The organism is Flavicella sp. (genome assembly GCF_037132785.1).
GTDB lineage: Bacteria > Bacteroidota > Bacteroidia > Flavobacteriales > Flavobacteriaceae > Flavicella.
This window is the reverse complement of the sequence record NZ_JBAHZZ010000007.1, coordinates 1-21224: the sequence shown is the minus strand read 5'-3', so window position 1 is coordinate 21224 and position 21224 is coordinate 1. Positions and strand designations below refer to the sequence as shown.

The following is a 21224-nucleotide window of genomic DNA, read 5'->3' as shown; positions in this document are numbered from 1 at the left end:
GTCATTTCCCTTTGTTTTATTTTTTTTGCAGCAAGATAAACCAGTTTCAATAATGCCATATCATTTAAGATCGTTGCTTTTGTTTTAGTAATTTTTCTTTGCTGTCTATGGAACCCTTCTACAATATTTGTTGTGTGAATTATTTTTATAATGGCTTCTGTCTTTTGGCAACAAGAAGATAATTGTTCCCAATTATGGTTCCAGTTTTCAAAAATTACAGGATTTTTTTATCCCGTTTTTCTTCTAATCTTAACAATCCAAATTCAGCTATGTCATTATTTACGCCATTTTAACACTTAAATGACGTATTATACATTGCTACCCAAGTTTATTCGTTGACACCAAGAAACATACCATAACTTTTAAACTTAAATTAAAACAAAAAAAGACCATCTATAAGATGGTCTTTTTTATATAATATACTAAATTATTCTACTATAAATACTATTGGTAATGAGTAACTAACGCCAACGGGTCTTCCTCTTTGTTTACCTGGAATCATTTTAGGTAAAGTTTTTACAACTCTTTCTGTTTCTTTCACAAGTCTAGGGTGAGGAGCTCTTGCTTGAATGTCTACAACATCACCATTTTTGTCAATTTTAAACATTACAATAATCCTTTTCCTACCTGCTGACAAACCTAAATCTGCCGCCAAACCAGAATTAAATTTTCTATTGATATGTCTGCTTATTTTTTTTGAAAAACAAGCTTTTTTTTCTGCTTTCGTTCCTTTTTCACAACCAGGAAATACCGGAACATCTTCAATAATAGCAAAGGGTACATCTTCAATAATCTCTTCACCTTCATCTACTTCAATAATTTCCTCAACCTCTACAGCTTCTTCTTCATCTGTTTCAGTACTCTGAATAATTGTTTCTTCAATATCTTCTGTATCATCAACTATTTCAATGATTTCTGGAGCTGCTGGTGGTGGAGGTGGCGGAGGTGGTTTTACCTGTATAGGACGTGATGTAATTACCATTTCCTCGTCTTCTTCACCAGATAATGATGCTATACCTAAGTCAGCAATCGCTCTGTCATAAGTCTTATGTTCTATTGAAACATATACAATAAATAGAGCCAATACCAAACCAAGTTGAACAAACAGGTTTGTATAATTTTGGAGATCGGCTTTAGGGTTTTTCTTTAATTCCATTTGTTGAAATAATTAATGAATCGCTAATTTAAGAATTAAAGCACCACTTATCCAAACCTAAAACGATAAATTAACAAGTAATTTTTCGTTCATCACTCAAAACACCCATATATAGGGTTTTAACACTCTAAGCTTTAGTCAAAAACTCTTTAAATCCTTTAAATATTACTTTTTCAAATACTATATATGCAACAATAATACCAGAAGTATTTGCAAAAACATCAAATAAATCTGCTTGCCTATCTGTTGTTAACAATTGTTGTAAGATTTCCATCAATACACCTAATAAAAAAACACTCAAAACCATCCAATAACGGAAGATTTTTTTATTTAACTTCTGAGAAACCAACAACCAACTTATCATCAAACTAAAATAAGCTAATGAGTGTTGATATTTATCAATATGATTGAAATTTACGGTCTTTATACTATTAATATTCGATAGACTTAAATAGACAATAAGTATCGTTATTATGATTGCAATACCTATTGAATTATGCTTGTACAAGTGACTTATACGCTTCAGCATCTAATAATTTTTCAATCTGTGATAGATCGCTTATTTTCACCTTAATCATCCATCCTTTACCATATGGGTCAGAATTCACAAGTTCAGGTGCATCTTCTAACCCTTCATTGAATTCAATTACTTCTCCTGATACAGGCATAAACAAGTCCGAAACTGTTTTAACCGCCTCTACAGAACCGAAAACTTCATTTATTTCTACCGTATCATCTAAAGTATCTACATCAATATAAACGATATCACCCAATTCATTTTGTGCAAAATCTGTAATTCCTATGGTTAAAATATCTCCTTCGATTTTAATCCATTCGTGATCTTTCGTGTATTTTAAATTTTTAGGTAAATTCATTTTTATATTTTTTTAGTTATTGTCCCTATTTAATGGGATAACAAAAGTATAAAATATTCTGTTCATCTCTAAAAAATAAACTACTGTTTTACAAGCATTATTCCTGATGAGAAATCAGTAAACTTTAATTTCCCAAATTGTACGTTATACTAATCCCGCAACTAATAGATTGGAGAGGGTAGGAAGTTGATATTGCATATCTAGATGAAGATTGATCGAAATAAAAAGTAGCAACCATGTTCCTGTTTACATTATAATCTGCAGATACTTTTAAAGAAAACAAATCCTGACCACCCGTTATTTGAGTGTTTTGAGTATCCACTGTTCTAACGGTGGTTAAATTCTGACGATACGAAACATCAACTTTCATATTCAAATCTCCTTTAATGGCTTTTTGTCTACCAGAAGCTCCTTTTAACTTTAAGTCTTTTAAAATATACCCTAAACCAAATACATATTCAGTTCCCCTAATGTCTGACAGGGTATTGTTAATAAAACTTAAAGCCAGTGTTCTATCTTTATTAATTTCTCCACTAAACGAGAGTGAATTCTTAAAACGGATATCGAGTTTTATTAATGGAGAAAAAGCATCATTTAATACTATGGTCGAAATAATCAATTTAGACAAGTAATCACCATTGATATCCACAGGAGGCACCCCATCCACTTCTACATATAGAGCATTGTTCGTCATATTTGCAATAGTATAGGAAGATTGATAGCCATGCGTTACCATAAAACTTGAAAAATTTGATTTAAACCACTTCAATTTCATAAATCCTTTATACATCAACATCCAATTTGGGATTGGTATGTTTCTAAATGGACTTAATTTTTCAGAAGAAGCATCTCCTCCCGAATATGCCGACGTAAATGCGGCAAATAACACATCTTGACTATTCAGTCCAAACTTATAATCATCTGAACCTTCTTTTGGAGGTGTCAAACCAGACTCATTATATAATCTTTGTTGAATTATTGATCTATTAGCTAAAAACCGCTGAAAGGTTTCATTTCCATTCCCATCAAAAGAAGTTTTAAGCATACTATAGCTCATACTAAAGTTACTAGATTCCGTAAGTTGTGTTGTATTTAATTCTCTTACAAAACTACCATGTTCATCACTTCCGTCATACTTATTATCTGTTCTATCTTCATAATTCTTTAAGGCATCTATTTGCTGACTTTGATTACGTGTTTGAATTCTGTTAGAATATATATTGATGTCTAAGTCATTAATTGGCTTTAAAAACAAAGACCAATCTAACTTATCATAATGTGTATTCGTATAGGTTTTTGAATAATAATTTTCATCTTCTTTCCCTGCCATATTCACGTTTCTTGTTGTTAACCAATCCTTATTTAGCGCTAGGTCCTTAATACTACTTTGGTTGCCAAACACAAAACCAAGTGTTGGTGCCAAACCACCTGAATTTTTACTTCTGCCCAAAAACCCTACTGACTCTTTATACCCTGGTAAATAGGTGCCGTTATTCTCAGCATAACTAAAACGAGCCGTTTTAATAGAAGTCACCAAACCATATGTCAAGTTTAAAACCTTCTCACCTATAGTAATTTTCTTTTTGGAATTACTAACTTTCCTAGGAGCAGACGGCATCGCAAATTTTGGTCCCTCTCCATCTTCATCAGTTTTTTTCTTCTTTTTAGTTCTTTTCGATTTCGGAGTAAATAATCTTTTCAACCCAATTTCTTTGTAAAAATTGATCATATTGAAATTAGAAGATAAAGTATGGGTATTTGCATTTTGAATTGAATTCCCCATTTCATAAATAAAAGACTGAGAACCTGCCTGCCAGTTAAAATCAGCAGTATAACTGTAATCCGCAGAAATAAAACTTAAATAAGGCAATTTATCAATCGGTATTTTATAATTAGCATCTAATTTTTGGTTGTAACTATCTGCTCTACCAAAATTGAAAAAATCACTAAATATATTAATATCCTCATCATCAGGATCATCTGAATTCTCAAAGGAGTCATAAATATTATTGTTGGCCGCACTAAAATTAAATTTTAAATTTTTACTGAAATTATAACCAATATTATAATCCCAAGCAAACAAGAAATCTCTTTGTTTTAAGGTTGGCAAAGCTCCTCCTGAAACCAAATTCCTAGACACCTGTTCACTATAGCTTCTGGTAATATTACTATTGACTCCTATTGTGGTAGGTAATAAATTGAAATTTATATCTTTAATAATTTTGAAATATTTATTATCTAAAAATTTTGAGTTTTTAAAAGGTTCTATCCGTTTTTCAGGAATATTATAGGCATAATTAATTGAAGAATTTACGTTTTGAACCAAGTCTTTTTGAACATTATAATCACTGTGATTTTCTTCGTTAAAACTATAAGAAACAGAAAAGTTTTCAATATCGTAAGGCATTGGAACTTTTTTAAGTTCCCCAACCCTTTCTTTACGAACATTGATAAAACTTATACTAGTTCTTTTAGTATAGTCTCTAGCGTAATCACTATTGTCATTAATTCCCTCGGCATCTTCAAATACTACATCTTGATATTGAGGATCGTATTTAGGGTCACTAATCTCCTCTGAAACAGAATAGCTCATCGGTATTTTTACTCCCCATTCTTTTGGCATTAATTTTCCAATATGTACATTGGCAGAAACGCCGTATTGTTTCATGTCATCTTGACTTCTTTCATTCACATTTTCTTCAATACCACCAAACCCAATCGTTTGAATACTACCTGTCACTGCCACATCCGCTAAATCAGCAAAATTAGCATTCGCACTTATTGAAGATGCCCAGCCCCCTTCATTATCAAATCCAGCAACCCTTAATTCATTAAACCACACCTCAGCACTTTGTAGGTCTTCAGATATATTCTGAACTCCCAACATCATCGTTTTAATATTTGACAAATTAGGACTTCCTTTTACTCTAATTCTATATTCAGGTTTCTCTCCCTCAACAGGAAGGGGATATAGTTCATTCGTTGCTGAAGCACCTTCTGAATATCTTTGCACTTTTAACAGCCCCAAACTCTCCAAATCTACCTCAAAATAATTATCCTCTGGCCAAACCTCTTCACTTGTTGATTCCGTAAATAAAGTAGCTTTTAAAGGAACCTCTATCTGATAATAATTATCATTCAAATCTGACCCTAAACGCATGATTGCCATAATTTTATTGTCACCTAGATTTGTTCCGATACCTTCTGCATGTACAAATAATTTTAACGTTTTATACATTCGTAAATCTGAAATCATATTTTTATAAACAGTTCTCCCTTCACCAGCAGGTAAGTCTTCTATTTTGAAAGATAAAGACTGTTCATTTTGAAATTGCAACGAAGTACTTCCTTGAAGCTGCTCCCTTTCAATTCCAGGAGGCAATACATAAGGAATCGGCAGTCTTCCTTCGTTTTCTTCAATATTTACGACTCCTGTTGAAAAATTCAACAACTCCGCTTCATCCAAGTCATCATCCGATACTTGAATACCTCCATGCACGTTTTTCTCATAACGTCTCCAATCTCCTCGAACCAGTTGAAGTTGACCAAACCTCAATACTATTGGAGTTTTAAATTTCGTCAAAAACATCCGCATAAAACGAATAGAATTAAAGTCTGATATTCCATTAATAGACACACCGCTATTGATAGGTATTCTAAATTGATACCAAGTTACATTCATCTCTGACCCGTCAGGTGTTGTTCTTATCACAGTTTTCACATCTACAATATTGTTTTTTCCTAAAACCAGATCTGAATCGTTTAATGATACTTTATACTGATAATATGCATTAATCGTATTCATCGTCTGATCTCTATTGATATCTTCGGAATCTGGAATCGAGGTAGCAGCAGTTGGATAAGATTCAGGACTTAAACTTGCGGGTGTCGAGTTACCTTCCGTTTTATTATAATCTCTGTATCTAGTAATAATTGATGCATTCTGCTGATCGTATTCAGTACTTCTAAAATAGCTGTAGTTATCTGTAGATCTATCCGGGTCACCAATATCTGGAAATCTTATTTCTTCAGCATCTGAATAACCATCTAATCCAACATCTTGTAAGACTATATCCTCATCGGATCCACTAAACGCATATAGATAAGTAGTGTTTGTAGGGATTTTAGCCCAAATTGTCTCATCAGTTGTATCGTCAGTATCAGTAGCTCCTGGCAAACCATTTTCGTAGGATTTCCTACCGTCATTTAATACATCTTCAGAGATGTTTCCAAGATTAAAAAATAATTCTCCTTCTTTAACAGGAGACACTCCTCCACCTTCTTCTGAATTGATTGAATAATTTTCATAGGGATCCTGCATCCAAAATTGGATATATTCTACATTAGCACTTTCAAAATCTGTCGTAGTCAAAGCTCTTGTGATTCCTCCCCAATTGTCTTCTGGGTTCCACAATTTCCCGGAATTTGTATCCGTTTCATAATTATAACTTCCTCTCTCTTCGGGGAAATACGACAAATCAAAAGTTGATAAGGTCGTCGACTGCGTATAGTCTAAATCTATTTGTGGAAATAGCTCGTCATAATCTACCCGACTTACTTCAGCTCTTGAAAGCTCTTTATTATCTATGTTAGATGGAGTTAAAGAAGAATTTCCGTAGAATAAAGCATCGATAGAATACCAAGCCATATCAGCTCTTTTCATACCATATTCTAAAGAAGGCTCATCAGTTTCAGTTCCAAAATCATAGTTGTCAAAATTTAAAGGTTTACTAGCAATCTTCCAAGAACTTGCATCCATTACACTCAAAGGAATTTGAGCTCCTTCAAAATCATCAATATAAGTTGTTGCCTCTCCGTCTTGATCAATTCCACTGGGTGTTCCTGGCAACATATAAGCAAAATCACCACGTACAGAAACCATAGAAGGCACATCTGTATCTTGAAACGGGAGTTTATTGACCATTTTTGTCAACCATGGAACCTCAGAGTCATAATTGAAAGTTAAGCCCAGCATAGTGTTATTAATGGGGTCAGAACCATAAGAAATCTTTTGACTTAAAGGTGTTTCATTCACATTCAGGTAGGTTGTTGTCATTTGAAATTTATCAGAAAACTTATGCTCAACGTCAATTCCAATGTAGCGTTTAGTATTCTGGCTAAACAAGGTATTACTTTCCAAAGAAACCTGTATAGGTGCACCGGATGCTTCAATAGCGGGATTGATTATTTGAACGACTCCACTTAAATAATCAACCACATAATCTGACCCTTCTGTCAATACAATTCCATTAGAAGTAACCGTTACCGAACCTCTAGTTATATTATATGCTCCTAATGAAATACCGTTGCTCGCATCTGATTTATAATAACCTTTTAGTAAGTATTTATCTCTGTTTTGATAGTTATTCTGTGCAACTGACTGCGTATTTGTATACAATTCATTAAACAAATATTGATCATCTGCTTCCGCAGTTAACTTTGCTTCTAAATCTCGTCCAAAAGGTTCCACTGTAGGAAAGTGAATCGATCCTGTTTCAGAATCTACTGTAACTCCTTCAATATAATCAAAATAGCCATCTCCATTAGGTTTCACAAAATTATTTTGATCCAAACTATCCAGTTTCATCAAGTTCAATAACGTTCTTTCACTTACGACCACCTCAGAGCCTCCTGAGGTATACGTAGAAACCGCATTCAGCAATGAGTTAATTGCAACCCCTGTTTCATCGTCATTGTACATCAACTCTAAAAAGAAGCCTTCAGACTCCATTTGATAAGCACCCAAAGAATACACGTTTTTCATCATTAAATCCCAAATTCTTTTTCCGGGTTCTTTAATCTCTGATCGCAACATTTTTACAACTAGATTTTCATCTGAAGAAATACCATCAGTAGAGAATTCACCAACATGAAAAACAGTATTGTCTCCTGTAATTGTATACTGAAAGGCAACTGCTAAAACATCTCCATCAGTAATAGTTCTATTCAAGGTCAACACCCCTAATTGCGCATGAAACGAATATTCACTAGAACTTAATTTCTTAGCATTTTCTAAAATGGTAAAATCTGACCCCTGTACCATTGATGAAGGTAAAGCACTTTTTACAGAACCGACAGACCTTATATTATTATCGTAAAATACTGTACTTAATGTATTTGCCTCGTTATCTGGATTAAAACCTGAATAAGTTCCGGTTTCTTGAACCTCTGTATTTGTGATATTTGACTCTTTAATTCCAGTTTCTGAATTTCTATAAAAGTCAACTCCTTTTTCTCCTAAATCCGTCAATGCAACAATATTACGTACGTTTTCAGTAGTAGAGCTTCTATTGGTAACCCAAACCTCTACCTTAATGATATTGATGGAGCTATTGATTATTGGAAAATTCTTTAAAGCATCATTATAATTATTTCTAAAATAATGAGATAAAAAGAAATATTTGTTGGCTGAATATTGAGAGGTTTGCAATTCAAATTCATTCAATGAAGAGCCTCCTTCTGCCGTAATTGTTTTAGTTTCTGACTTTTGCTCAGAAAACACTGAAGTAATAGTTGTTTTACCAAATTGAAGTTCAGATTTGATACCAAATAAGTTTTGTGAACCTGTAATTAAATTATTACTGACATCCATACTTACATTACCAAGTTCAATTTTTCTTATAATATTATCTGCTTCTTCAGATTCATACCCGTTCTCCATAGTGGGTAAGAACTCAACCTTTACCAAATTCTGAAAATCAAAAGTAGATTTGGTGTCGTAGTTGGCTGTTAGTTTTAATCGCTCACCAATTTTAGCACCAATACTTGCTGTTACTTGTTGATCAAAATCAAAAGTGGTGTTTTTTCTGTTCTCCTCTGAAAGCTGTGGGTTTTCAATGTTTTGGTACAACACTCCCAATCGAACATCAATAGAACCTTGTGTAGTTACTTCAATTGCATTTCCTCCAAAAATTGTTTTAAAAAAATCAGAGTTTACATAATAAGTAGGTAGTAAATTTTTTTGAGCTTCTTTACTTCCTTCTTTATCACTGTTAAGAGCACTAATTTTATCCTTATAGTACTCCTTCATATCCTGTTTTAAGCGATACTCTTTGTACTCTTTCGTTGACAAAAACAAAGGAGTACTCATTTCTTCTCCCCCTACTATTTCTTTGATGATATATCGCTTACTCGTAGGGTCATAAATAACTTCTTTAGTAGTTTGAAACTGAATAAATAAACTTTCATCTCCCCCTTTTTTTTCAGGAATAGAATCTGATTGAATGATAGGCGCAATTTGTGCTGACATTGTCGTGAAAAAAAACACACAACAAAACAACAAAAATATCCCCTTATATTTTAGTGGTTTTCTTTCCAAGTCTGATTAGAAACTTTTCAAAGCTTTTTTAATTAATTCTTCTACGGATAACAAATTCTCCTGTTTTAATATTCGATCAAGTACTTTTACAGAAATTTTTCTTGCAAAACCAAGTACTTCTAAAGCAGATAACGCTTCTTCTTTGTTGGTATTGTGCAGAGGAAGCTCATTTTCGTCCAAATTAAAAGTTTTTAGCACTTTGTCTTTTAAATCTAATATCAATCTTTGCGCAGTTTTTGCTCCAATTCCTTTTACGGATTGAATCAACGCTACGTTAGAAGTTGCAATTGCCTGTTGAATTTCTTCAGATGACATAGACGATAACATTGTTCTAGCAATACTTGGTCCTACACCAGATACGGAAATCAGCAACCTGAAAATTTCTCTCTCCAATCGAGAGATAAACCCGAATAATGTATGCGCATCATCTTTGATTGACAAATGTGTATATATGGTGATCAACTCATCAGAAGGCAATGCACTAAAGGTGTTTAACGATATATGCAATAAGTATCCTACTCCACTGCAATCAACCACAACATAGGTAGGGTTTTTTTCTATCAACTTCCCTCTTAACTGTGTAATCATAAATTTAATTATTTTTTTATAGTTACTTTTTGATCGTTTATATTAATTATTAGATTTATTCTGAGCATCTACAACAGCAACGGCAGCCATATTTACCATCTCATCAACGCTTGCCCCCAATTGTAAAATATGTGCAGGTTTTTTTAAACCTAAAATAATAGGACCTATAGATTCTACCCCATTCAATTCCTTCATCATTTTGTAAGCTATATTTGCAGAATCTAAATTTGGAAACACCAGCGTATTTGTCTTTTTCCCTGCCAGTACTGAAAACGGAAATTTATCGTCTAACATTTCAGAATTCAAGGCAAAATCTGCCTGAATAGGACCATCAACGATTAAACCTGGATTAGATTTATGTAATATATGTACAGCCTCTTCAATTTTTTTCGGGTATTTGGACGTAGAAGCTCCAAAATTTGAAAAGGACAACAATGCAACCACAGGCTCCATACCAAACATTTTCACGATACTACTCGTTAATTGAGTGATTTTTGCGAGTTGTTTTGCATTTGGGTCTATATTTATGGTTGTATCTGCTAAGAACATAGGACCTCTTTTTGTCAACATTAAGTTTGTTGCCGCAATTCTAGTCACTCCATCTTGCATACCTAAGGTATCAAACAAAGGTTTAATGGTACTAGAATAATTCCTAGAATATCCAGTAATCATCGCATCAGCATCTCCGACATTAATCATCATCGAGGCAAAATAATTACGTTCTCTCATCATTTTCTGAGCTTCAACAAGGGTTACACCTTTACGTTGATTGGCTTTCCAATAAATTTCAGCGTATCTAAATCTACGTGCTCTTTCTGCATCAATCTTTGGGTCTATAATCTCTACATCTCCATCAAATCCAATTTCTTCAATATGGGATTGAATGATCTCTTTGTTCCCTAAAAGAATAGGAATTGCAATGCCATCATCATATACAATCTGAGCGGCTTTCATTACATTGAGTTTATCCGCCTCATTAAAAACCAGACGTTTAGGACTAGATTTTGCTCTATCATGTAACATTCGGACCATTTTATTCCCAGTTCCTAAACGTTCCATCAATTCATTTTTATACTTTTCCCAATCTTGTATTGGATGTTTTGCTATTCCAGAAGCCATTGCTGCTTTTGCAATTGCAGGTGGAATTTCATAAATCAATCTAGGGTCAAAAGGTTTTGGAATGATATAATCTCTTCCAAAGGTTAAATTCGATTGATTGTAAGCGAGATTAACTTGTTCTGGCACAGTTTTTTTTGCCAAATCAGCCAAAGCATGTACTGCTGCCATCTTCATCTCCTCATTGATGCTTGTTGCTCTTACATCCAAAGCTCCCCTAAATATAAACGGAAAACCCAGTACATTGTTCACCTGATTAGGATGGTCAGAACGTCCAGTTGCCATAATGATGTCTTTCCTAGTTTTTATTGCCAAATCAAAATTGATTTCGGGTGTTGGATTTGCCATTGCAAAAACAATAGGATCCTTTCCCATCGAGAGTAACATCTCCGGATTTACAACATCTCCTTTTGACAAACCTATAAACACGTCAGAATTGACCATTGCCTCCGCCAAAGTAGTCAAGTCTCTAGTGGTTGTAAATTCAGCTTTTTGAGAAGTCAAGTTTTCGCGATCACTACGAATAACTCCTTTGCTATCACACATGACAATATTTTCTCTATTAGCTCCTAACCTCATATACAATCGTGTACAAGAAATTGCAGCTGCACCAGCTCCATTGACAACAATTTTCACCTCATCAATACGTTTCCCAACAATCTCAACAGCGTTTTTTAATGCCGCCGCAGAAATAATTGCAGTACCGTGTTGATCATCGTGCATTACAGGAATATCTAATTCCTCTTTTAACCTTCTTTCTATCTCAAAAGCTTCAGGAGCTTTAATATCCTCTAAGTTAATTCCTCCAAAAGTTGGAGAAATTGCTTTTACTGTCTCTACAAATTTATCTACATCTGTTAAATCAACTTCAATATCAAAAACATCAATATCGGCAAATATTTTAAACAACAAACCTTTTCCTTCCATCACTGGTTTCCCTGCTAAAGGACCAATATTTCCCAAACCCAAAACTGCAGTTCCATTAGAAATTACAGCCACTAAATTCCCTTTTGAAGTATAGCGATATGCATTTTCTGGATCTTTTGCAATCTCCAAACATGGCTCAGCTACTCCTGGAGAATAGGCTAAGGACAAATCTCTTTGACTCGTATGTTTTTTTGTAGGTACTACTTTAATTTTACCAGGTATTGGCTTTGCATGATATAATAGGGCTTCTCTTCGTTTTCTAGAATCAGACATGTGACTTTAATAGGTTTATTAACCAACAAATATATTAATTTTAGAATAAATATATCAGAACTTTTTAATCTTTTAAGATGCTCTATCTGATTATTTTTTTAGGCTTAAACAAACATTAAAATTAACCAATTTTATAAATAATACAATTTTACAAGTCAATTGATAGTTTCATGTATTAATAACCTTTAGGTTCTAGTAATCATATAGATATATAAAACACAATCCGGCTTTTTTCGCATAAGTAAAGAAAAGCAATGAAATCTTATGATAACAACTCAATTGAGGGTAATTTTGAGGTTGATAAAATTCAAATTAGAGCAAAAAAGGAAAAATAAGCAGGAGTTAAGACAGTAAAAAGAAAGTTTGATATGTAGAATTTACTGAATTAGGTAAAGATAATAGAATGTACACTTTACAAATTGTCAATTATTTAGCCTAAAAAATGTCATTTTTAAAATTTTAAAGTTGTCCTATGGGCCTGCTTTGCTCTGTTATCTCTTTATCAAAAAGATACATTTTCACGAGTAATTCATGAGCTATTTTAGGGTGTTTCCCTATTAAATTGTGCTGTTCACCTATGTCATTCTTCAAATTGTATAGAGCCTTAATTGTGTCATAATATTTTTCGGTCGGGTTATATTTCATTTTATGAAATTTCCAATCACCTCTTCTAACAGCTTCTAAATCACCATTTCTTCCATAATAATAAAAAGCATCATAAGGAGATGATAGTGTTTTTAGGTCTTTAGAAAATAAAAGATTACTAATATCATACCCATCAATCTTATTTTTAAGTAATGTTTTATCTGCTTTGGCAATAGTAGCGATTGTTGGTAAAAAATCCATCGCAGTAATAAGTTGAGACACCTCTTTATTAGCAGGTATTTTTTTAGGCCACCTTATTATACAAGGGACTCTTAGGCCACCTTCCCATGTAGATGCTTTTCCCCCTCGAAGCGGGAGAGCTGAACCTCCATTTTTTTTATGAATTGAAGGACCATTATCTGAAGTGTAAATCACCATCGTATTGTCATCCAATCCAGTTTCTTTTAAAGTTTTTAAAATTTCACCAACAGACCAGTCCAACTCTTGAATGACATCTCCATACAAGCCTTTTTTACTACTTCCTTTAAATTTTTTGGACACATGCCACGGTACATGAGGCATATTATGTGCTAAATACATAAAAAAAGGCTTGTTTTTATTTTCCTTGATAAATGATACTGCTGCATTTGTCCATTTAATAGTCAAGGAGTCTTGAGCTGTACCTTCTGCAACTTTTTTGGTGTTTTTATATATGGGAAGTGGAGGGGATTTGAAAGACGGGTTTGTATAGGCATAACCATCCATATCATTGGAATAAGGTACACCATAAAAATAATCGAATCCTTGATTGTTTGGCATAAATTTTTGTTGATGTCCTAAATGCCATTTTCCAATGCAAGCAGTTATATACCCTAAAGGTTTTAGTATTTCTGGAATGATTATCTCGTTCGGATTTAATCCTGTAGTAGAGAAAGGAAATAATACATTTTTATGTAAACCTATTCGTTTAGGATACGAACCTGTTAATAAACCAGCTCTGGAAGGTGTGCAAACAGAAGCAGGAACGTAAAAATTAGTAAATTTTAATCCCTCCTCAGCCATTTTATCTAAATGCGGTGTTTTAAAATCTTGTGCGCCATATACGCCAATATCTGCATAGCCTTGATCATCTGTAAATATGATAATAAAATTGGGTTGTTTTTCACTGTTTTTCAGAGAACAACCAGTATTTAAAACAACTAAAGTCATCCATAAAAAATAGTGGTACTTTAAAATGGTTTTTATTATTTGACTCTCTTTTTTAACCATGGTATAATTATTTTTTAGGGAATTCTAGAACAAGACAGTCACTGCTATTTCCGTTTTTATCAATTGCAATAGCCTTTAGTTTTGTAATCTCATCAAGACGAATTTTTTTATTGTATTTCAGTGAGTTTATAGTTGGGGTTTCTCCATTGACTGTATAATGGATAGTTCCTATATGCCCTGGTGAATATAAAATTAAGTGTTTTTTATCTTGTTTCAAAACTCTTGGAGCAACCAATGTTGGGAACAAGTTTACATAATTCTCTGTAGCAGGATGATTGTAATATTTATCCAAATACAAGGCTACTGCTTTTTGGTAATTCAAATCTTGCTTGATTTCATTGTTCCAAGTAATTATGATTTTTTTAGTGTTCTTTACCAGTTTTATTTTTTTTGTACTCTTATTAGAGTATGAAACGCCGTCTATTAAAATTTGTGTAGGCTGTATAAACCATGGTATATGAAAATACAAATTTTCTAAAGTCTCATTTAGTTGATTGTTAAGAGTAACTCTCATCTCTTTTTCGCCAAAAGAAGCTGTGTAGCTAACTTGTCCCATATACGTTGGAGCATTTTTCACCACAATAGATTCTCCTTTTTGTGTCCAATACGGAGAGATGGCGGAAAATAAATGAAGGTCTTGTTTTTCTTCTCTAACCAACATGTTTCTAAGTAACTCTATATAGCGAGCTCCCATCCAACCATGGGGTGTTCTGTTCATTCCAAAATTTCTATTGCTCCAAGGAGTTGGATGCCATTCAAAACCAGCATTCGTACTACTTGTATGAACTAATATAGCATATAAATCTTCAATTACTTTTTTTTGTTCTCCTAGAATTAAGTTACCGCTTGTTACATAAAATGTTTCATAATGGTGTAAGCCTCTTTTTGGGACGCTATCGTTAGAAAGTATTTTCTTTTTAATTACCCAAGCATTTGCACCACTATACGTACTAATACCTTCCATGAAATTATATTTTCTAACGGTTTCTAAAGTCGCTTTAACAATAGGGTTTTCTTTATCTAAAGCTTCAAAAGGATATAAACCAGCTGAAGCATTTGCCCAATCATAGCCATCTTCGGGATTATCCATTCCTGGAGGGATATAACCTTCTGTTTTGTCGGTTAACTCTTTTAGTTGTTTTTTAAAGTTACTTGTATAATCCTCTAGCAAGATTGTCCATTCTATTACCTTTTTTTTATCTTCCATGTCTTTTGCCATCAGAATAGCATAACGTAGTCCTAAAATAACCCAAAAACTATGCCCTGTATAATGTCCATCTATATGTTCATTATCATAAGGCCATGTTTTTGGCCAAAGACCTCTGTCGTCTGACGCTATTTCATTTTTAAAATCCAATAAATGATTGGGTAATAGTTTGTATACTTTTTTTAAGAATTCTCGGTCTTTGTTCTGTCTATAGTGAGAGCCTAATGCCCATAAAACTTGTCCCCAGTAATCATGACAAAGTTTATTGTAAATTCCTGTTCGTTGCCTAAAATGAATGGGTTTATTTTCTATGTCATAAATAAAATAGGGCTGAAGACAAGTTTTACTGTCTTCATGTAGTCCTAACATATCATAGATTCTAGTAAAGTATGCATTATCTCTAACATAAAAATGATCATATTGAAATTCGTTGCATTTTTGGATGAAATCATCGCTGTTTTCTAAGATATCACGAGAAGTTAATAGGTTTACATAAGAGGTAGTATAGGTATTCATTACTTTTTTTTCAGGAACAGTGAATATTGATAAACTTTCTAACTCTTTGTCCCAAAAACCTACAACAGCTTTCTTAATGGAGTCATAGCTTTTATTTTTAATTTTTTGAATAGTAGAAACATGATTAAGAGCAATCGGCACAAATGGCATTTTAAAAATAAATTCTCTTTTTTCGTTAGGATTTAGTAGGATAGAGGTTTCTATCATAGTACCATCACCCTTTTTTTTAAAATCATTAGGGAGTAATAATACCGTGTGATTTCCCTGCAAAACTATTTGATTTTTAAAGTTAATTATATCATGACTTTTATCAAACGTTTCTTCGTTTAGGTATTTATTTTGGTACCAAGGCGTGCAATATCTGTTGTGTTTTAGAAATTCATTAAATCCCTCATTATATAGTGATCTAAGTTGTATTCCGAGCTTGGTAGTATTAGAAAAATTACTGTTATTTTTAATCGTCCATTTTATATAGGTAATTAAATTGTTTTTTGGATTAAAGTCAAGTGGAGCTGAGAAGGCTTCTAATTTATATTGTATCCTTTGTTTTTCTATTTGATGGTGTATGATAGGGAGCTTTCCTTTTTCAAGGGTAATTACTCTATTCTCAATCGGTTTTAGTGAATTGCTGTAAAAAAATTCCACAGCTAAAAACGTGCTTGAAAAAACACTACCATTGGTAACGGCCATTGCTTCTGGAGCATCTTTAAATCCAAGCTGTTCTACTGAGTTTTTGAAATAACTAAAAGGTTCAGATTTTTCTTTTTTTATCGTAGATTTTACTTGTCCGTTAAGTACGGAACAAAACAGAACAGCAATACAAGCAGTACTATATGTTTTTATTGAAATCATTTTTTTCTTCGGATTAATTTTAAAAACATAAAATGGTTTGTATGATTGTTTTTTTTAACCCCATATTATCATCGTGATATGGTTTCGACTGACTGTTCTGTCTCAACTTGGATTCAATGTTCTAACGCAACAAAACGTTATTATTTTTTGATGTTACTAAGCTACGTTTTTTAGTTCAATCTCCATCATTTCATTAGGTGTTTTATAGTTGATAATTTTACGGAGTTTATTGTTTTATTTTTATTTAAAAATTAGGAGTTGAGCTTAGGAATTAAACTCAAGTAAATCAATTAAAAATGTTTCAAATAAAAGTATGGGTTTTCCCTGAAATAGACCTGTGGTGTTAAGGCTTTTAAAAATTTATACGTTACTTTTGGTTTATGAAAAGAAGAACATTTATTAAAACTAGCATAAAAGCTTCAGCTGCTTTAGCATCCTTACCATTGTTTTCCTGTATTTCGAATAGGCAACCACCAACTGCTTTTATAGATCGTATTTTACCAGCACCTATAGGTGGTGGATTTAGAGACGATGATTATTGGATTTGGGGTTCGTCTGTAATTAAGGGTGAAGACGGGAAATACCATATGTTTGCATCAAGATGGTCTAAAGATGTTGGTTTTGGTAAATGGGTTACAAACTCAGAAGTAGTTCGTGCAGTATCTGATACTCCTATAGGACCTTATACCTTTCAAGAAGTAATACTTCCTGTAAGAGGAAAAGAGTTTTTTGACGGTATGTGTACTCATAACCCTAGAGTAATTAAGTACAAAGACAAGTACTTGTTATATTATTTTGGTACAACATATGATTTTCCGATGCCTACAAAAGAGAATTCAGGAACTTCAAGTGATAATTGGAATGAAGCCTGGATGAATAAACGTGTAGGACTTGCAATAAGCAATTCCGTTTATGGACCTTGGGAACGCGTTGATAAACCAGTGATAGAACCGAGACATGGGCATTGGGATGCATCTATCACATCAAATCCAGCCCCAGCGGTAGATCCGGAAACAGGAAAAATATTGTTGATGTATAAATCGTCTTTAACAAGTAAGCCACCTTTGTTACTAGGTGTTGCCATGGCTTCTGTTCCTAGGGGAGAATACAAAAGATTAAGTGAAGAACCTGTTTTTCGTTTTGAAACAGCAGATAACAATAGAATAGATGTAGAAGATCCTTTTATTTGGTGGGCAGGTGATAAATATGAAGGTGTTATAAAAGACAGATCTGGAGAAATATGTGGAGAAGAAGGTGGTGGAGTTCATGTTTGGTCTAAAGATGGTTTGAAATGGAACTTATTTGACCAGGTGAAGGCATATAGCCGTAATATTTTGTGGGATGACGGCTCAAGAACTTTACAAAACCATTTTGAACGCCCATTTGTTTTAGTCGAAGACGGAAAACCAACACATTTATTTGCTGCTGTTGGTAGCGGACCAAAAGCTTGGAGTTTTGAGAACACCTGGAATATGGTAATTCCGTTGAAGCATTAGTAATTTATTTTTGAATTTTATTTTAGCGCTAGTATCATAATCGCCGATTGTGGCTTGCTTTCTTGTCTCGTGTTAAGGAATGTTAAAATGGTGTAATTTATTACTGAATCAATTATTGTTTTTATATGTTTTGAATTTACTAAGCCTTACTTTTATAGTATCTAATCAGAGATACTATAAAAAAAGAATTAAAGTGAACATACACAGTGAAATTAACTTCATCAATATTTGTAATCCACTCTCTTGTACTAATTAGGCACCTCCACAAGTATCATTATTCTTTTTACTATCAAATTAATATTTAATCCTTACTAGTACGAATTTAAGTTATCAATTTAGTAAGTTTACAATCACTAAATTACAGTATAACTCTTTTTTTAAATTGGCATTGTTTTTAGTTTCAAATGACAATTTAGAACCAGGTATAAGTAACGATATCATGTTAAAAAAACTTTCAGATTTAGAATCTATCCTATCTAAACAAAAATCAAAAAAAAAGTTGGTCTTGTGTTCCGCTGGTGACGAACACTCTATTGGAGTTGCTGTAGAAGCACACGTCAGAAACTATGTAGATACTATTCTTGTTGGCAATAAAACTAAAATTTATGAAATAGCAGAAGAATTAAATTTAGAATTAGAAGGAATAAAAATAATCCATGAGCAAACACTAGAAGATACAGTAAAAACATCTGTTAAATTAATTCATGATGGACATGCTGATGTTTTAATGAAAGGATATTTATCTACAGCTTCGATGCTAAAAGGTGTTTTGAATAAAGATTGGGGATTAAGAAATAAGTCTCTTTTATCTCATTTTGCAATTTTCGATATTCCAGAATATCACAAACTTCTTGCTATAACTGATGTTGCAATGAATATTGCTCCGAACCTACAAGACAAGATTAGAATAATTAACAATGCCGTTGATTTTTTTCAGAAACTAGATGTTCCTAAACCTAAAATTGCGGTACTTGCAGCTGTAGAAATGGTAAACGAAAAAATGCAAGCTACTCTTGATGCAGCACTATTATCGATTATGGAACGAAGAGGTCAGATTAGAAACTGCATTATTGATGGACCATTGGCTTTTGATAACGCAATTAGCTTCGAGAGCAAAAAATATAAAGGTATTACAGGTCCTGTAGCGGGTGATGCCGATATTCTTCTTGTTCCTAATATTGAAGCAGGGAATATACTTTACAAATCGTTTGTGTTTTTTGCAAATGCAAAAGTTGCCTCGGTAGTGGTTGGGGCTTCTGCTCCTATTGTACTAACATCTAGAGCAGATAATGATGACACAAAACTTAATAGCATAATGCTTGCAGCTGCAAGTTTTGACTTGTAAATCTAATTTTAAGGATTTAATCCATCAAAGTAAATGTCAATAGTATGATTTCAAAAAAAATATTAGTTATAAACCCAGGTTCTACTTCCACTAAAATTGCTGTATACTATGGCGAAAATTCCGTTTTTCTTAAAAACATTCATCATGAGATCGAAGACTTAGAAAAACACACTTCTGTTGACAAACAATTTAAATTTCGTAAGGATTTAATAATTTCAGAAATCACAAATGCAGGGTTTAAAATAAGTGAACTTGATTTAATAATTGCTAGAGGAGGTTTATTAAAACCAATAGAATCTGGAATTTATGAAGTTAACGATGCAATGATTGACGATTTATTGAACTCGACAAGATATCATGCTTCAAACTTAGGTGCATTAATTGCAAACGAAATTTCTAAAACTAAATCAGAGCTCAAATCATATATTGCCGACCCGGTTGTCGTTGATGAAATGCAAGATATTGCACGCTACAGTGGACACCCAAGCTTTGAAAGAGTCTCTATTTTTCATGCTCTAAATCAAAAAGCTATTGCAAGATCTTATGCTCTAGCTCAGGGAAAAAATTATGAAGAGTTAAACTTAGTAGTTGTTCATATGGGAGGAGGAATATCCGTAGGAGCACATAAGAACGGTAAAGTTATTGATGTGAATCAAGCGCTTGATGGAGAAGGACCTTTTTCTCCAGAAAGATCGGGAACACTTCCTATTGGTGATGTTATAAAAATGGCTTTTAATGGAAAACACACTCAAGGTGAAATGTTGAAGATGGTGGTTGGAAAAGGTGGCATGACGGCTTATATGGGAACTAACGATGCACATAAAATAGAAATTGATGCACTTTCGGGTAACAAAGATGCCGAAATGATTTACAAGGCGATGGCCTACCAAGTAGCAAAAGAAATTGGCGCTATGGCAACTGTACTTCAGGGAAAGGTTGATGCTATAATTCTTACGGGTGGACTTGCAAAGAGTGATTATTTAAATGACTCCATTAAAGAAAATGTCTCTTTTATAAGTAATGTTGTTGTGTTTGCCGGCGAAGACGAAATGAAATCTTTAGCGATGAATGGGAATTTACTACTTAAAGGAGAAATAAACAATAAAGTGTACAGATAAGAGTTCTACTTCTAAGAGAAGAATCTATAACCTCCCTAAACATTTTAATTAGAGTGAAAAAAGAACATGTTTATTGTTTTTATATCAATTTTATTTTTAAATGATGTATTATACCTTTTTAACATTTAAATGACGCATTAAATTCATTTCTTTTTCAAGAAATTCAAAAAAATAGGTTTTTCTTACTCAAGTGATACTGTCCTAAACGATTTGAAAATACTTTTAGTAGTTTTTATTAGTATTCAAGGCGTAAAAACACATTTTACGAGTCGTGTTTCTTTTTTTATGTGTTTTTCTAATCGTTGCTATTAACCTCTCATCTATATATCGTTAGTTTTACGCAGCATATTTTATTCTGTGATGTTTTAAAATATTTGACTACCCTTTTGCTATCATTTTGAAGTGTTTTCATGTGATTCTCTAAATTTTCCTTCATCTTTTCTTGTGTCTTAGGAGCTGGTTTATCAGAGAGTCCATATTTTAAATCGGAGTTAAGATATTCATCTGGGTTTCGTTCAGGTGAGTATGATGGTAAGTAAAATAGCTCTATTTTTTCAACATGTTCTTCAACCCATTTCTTTAC

The 21224-nt window shown here is 33.1% G+C and carries 12 protein-coding genes; 3 read left to right on the top strand and 9 right to left on the bottom strand.

The features are described from left to right. Positions 1-427 precede the first annotated feature (427 nt). From V5787_RS00515 to V5787_RS00480, 8 genes are all read right to left on the bottom strand, one after another. Entirely contained in the window at positions 428-1156 is a 729-nt protein-coding gene (locus tag V5787_RS00515; RefSeq protein WP_336891336.1) for an energy transducer TonB, read from the bottom strand. Between the two features lie 127 nt (positions 1157-1283). Next, the gene (locus V5787_RS00510; RefSeq protein WP_336891335.1) at positions 1284-1685 is read right to left on the bottom strand and encodes a VanZ family protein; all 402 of its coding nucleotides are present in this window, start codon (positions 1683-1685) and stop codon (positions 1284-1286) included. Next, positions 1651-2031 (bottom strand): glycine cleavage system protein GcvH, encoded by a 381-nt coding sequence (gene gcvH, locus V5787_RS00505; RefSeq protein ID WP_336891334.1) that lies wholly within the window; start codon positions 2029-2031, stop codon positions 1651-1653. The genes V5787_RS00510 and gcvH overlap by 35 nt, the downstream gene beginning before the upstream one ends. A 124-nt stretch (positions 2032-2155) precedes the next feature. After that, a complete protein-coding gene (sprA, locus tag V5787_RS00500; protein ID WP_336891333.1) occupies positions 2156-9280 on the bottom strand; it encodes a cell surface protein SprA in 7125 nt (2374 codons plus the stop codon). Positions 9281-9355: 75 nt separating this feature from the next. Next, positions 9356-9937, bottom strand: a complete 582-nt coding sequence (gene ruvA, locus V5787_RS00495; RefSeq protein WP_336891332.1) for a Holliday junction branch migration protein RuvA — start codon at positions 9935-9937, stop codon at positions 9356-9358. A gap of 42 nt (positions 9938-9979) precedes the next feature. Further along, on the bottom strand, positions 9980-12253 hold the full coding sequence (locus tag V5787_RS00490; protein WP_336891331.1) for an NADP-dependent malic enzyme: 2274 nt from the start codon (positions 12251-12253) through the stop codon (positions 9980-9982). A gap of 459 nt (positions 12254-12712) precedes the next feature. After that, a complete protein-coding gene (locus V5787_RS00485; protein WP_336891330.1) occupies positions 12713-14107 on the bottom strand; it encodes a sulfatase in 1395 nt (464 codons plus the stop codon). A gap of 7 nt (positions 14108-14114) precedes the next feature. Continuing rightward, entirely contained in the window at positions 14115-16682 is a 2568-nt protein-coding gene (locus tag V5787_RS00480) for an FN3 associated domain-containing protein (protein ID WP_336891329.1), read from the bottom strand. A 380-nt stretch (positions 16683-17062) separates the two neighbouring features. On the opposite strand from V5787_RS00480, the gene V5787_RS00475 reads away from it, so the two are divergent. From V5787_RS00475 to buk, 3 genes are all read left to right on the top strand, one after another. After that, positions 17063-18178: a glycoside hydrolase family protein gene (locus V5787_RS00475; RefSeq protein ID WP_336891328.1), complete on the top strand. Its 1116-nt coding sequence runs from the start codon at positions 17063-17065 to the stop codon at positions 18176-18178. A gap of 439 nt (positions 18179-18617) precedes the next feature. Then, a complete protein-coding gene (locus V5787_RS00470) occupies positions 18618-19523 on the top strand; it encodes a bifunctional enoyl-CoA hydratase/phosphate acetyltransferase (protein WP_336891327.1) in 906 nt (301 codons plus the stop codon). A 44-nt stretch (positions 19524-19567) separates the two neighbouring features. Next, positions 19568-20641: a butyrate kinase gene (gene buk / locus V5787_RS00465; RefSeq protein ID WP_336891326.1), complete on the top strand. Its 1074-nt coding sequence runs from the start codon at positions 19568-19570 to the stop codon at positions 20639-20641. Between the two features lie 316 nt (positions 20642-20957). On the opposite strand, the gene V5787_RS00460 is transcribed toward buk, so the two are convergent. After that, positions 20958-21224, bottom strand: a 267-nt coding sequence (locus V5787_RS00460) for a transposase (RefSeq protein WP_336891325.1), incomplete at its 5' end; no start/stop codon positions are given.